The sequence below is a fragment of the Micromonospora palythoicola genome (assembly GCF_036689795.1).
Lineage (GTDB): Bacteria > Actinomycetota > Actinomycetes > Mycobacteriales > Micromonosporaceae > Micromonospora > Micromonospora palythoicola.
This window is the reverse complement of the sequence record NZ_JBAGKI010000135.1, coordinates 1-1,039: the sequence shown is the minus strand read 5'-3', so window position 1 is coordinate 1,039 and position 1,039 is coordinate 1. Positions and strand designations below refer to the sequence as shown.

Annotated in this window: 1 protein-coding gene; it reads right to left on the bottom strand. The window is 66.4% G+C overall.

What is annotated here, in order from left to right; all coding sequences use genetic code 11:
* Nucleotides 1–1,031 (bottom strand): flavodoxin-dependent (E)-4-hydroxy-3-methylbut-2-enyl-diphosphate synthase (ispG, locus tag V5O40_RS27875; RefSeq protein WP_332908206.1); only part of this gene is annotated, 1,031 nt, incomplete at its 3' end.
* Between the last annotated feature and the right edge of the window lie 8 nt (nucleotides 1,032–1,039).

Sequence of the window (1,039 nt, the reverse complement as noted above, 5' to 3'; positions counted from 1 at the left end):
CCCTTGACGAAGATCTGCCCCTTGCCGTTGCCGGAGGCCACACCCAGATCAGCCTCACGGGCCTCACCGGGACCGTTGACCACGCAGCCCATCACGGCGACCCGCAGCGGCACCGGCAGCCCCTCCAGGCCGGCGGTGACCTCCTCGGCCAGCTTGTAGACATCCACCTGAGCCCGCCCACAGGACGGGCACGACACGATCTCCAAACCCCGCTCACGCAGCCCGAGCGACTCCAGGATCTGGTTACCGACCTTGATCTCCTCGACCGGCGGCGCGGACAGCGACACCCGGATCGTGTCCCCGATCCCCTCGGCCAGCAACGCCCCGAAGGCGACCGCCGACTTGATGGTCCCCTGAAACGCCGGCCCGGCCTCGGTCACCCCCAGATGCAACGGATAGTCACACTGCGCCGCGAGCTGCCGGTACGCCCGGATCATCACCACCGGGTCGTTGTGCTTCACCGAAATCTTGATGTCCCGGAAACCGTGCTCCTCGAACAACGAGCACTCCCACAACGCCGACTCGACCAACGCCTCCGCCGTCGCCCGGCCGTACTTGGCCAGCAACCGCTTGTCCAACGAACCGGCGTTGACCCCGATCCGGATCGGCGTACCAGCGGCGGACGCCGCCGCCGCGATCTCCTTGACCTTGTCATCGAACTGCCGGATGTTACCCGGATTGACCCGCACCGCCGCACACCCCGCGTCGATCGCGGCGAACACGTACTTCGGCTGAAAATGGATATCCGCGATCACCGGGATCTGCGACTTACCCGCGATCGCCGGCAACGCCTCCACATCATCCTGACTCGGCACCGCCACCCGCACGATCTGACACCCAGACGCCGTCAACTCCGCGATCTGCTGCAACGTGGCATTCACATCAGAGGTCAACGTGGTCGTCATCGACTGCACCGACACCGGCGCACCACCACCCACCGGCACCGACCCCACCATGATCTGACGACTGACCCGACGAGACGCGAGCGGCGGCGGCGGCACGGGCGGCATACCAAGACTGACAGCGGTCACTTCAGGCA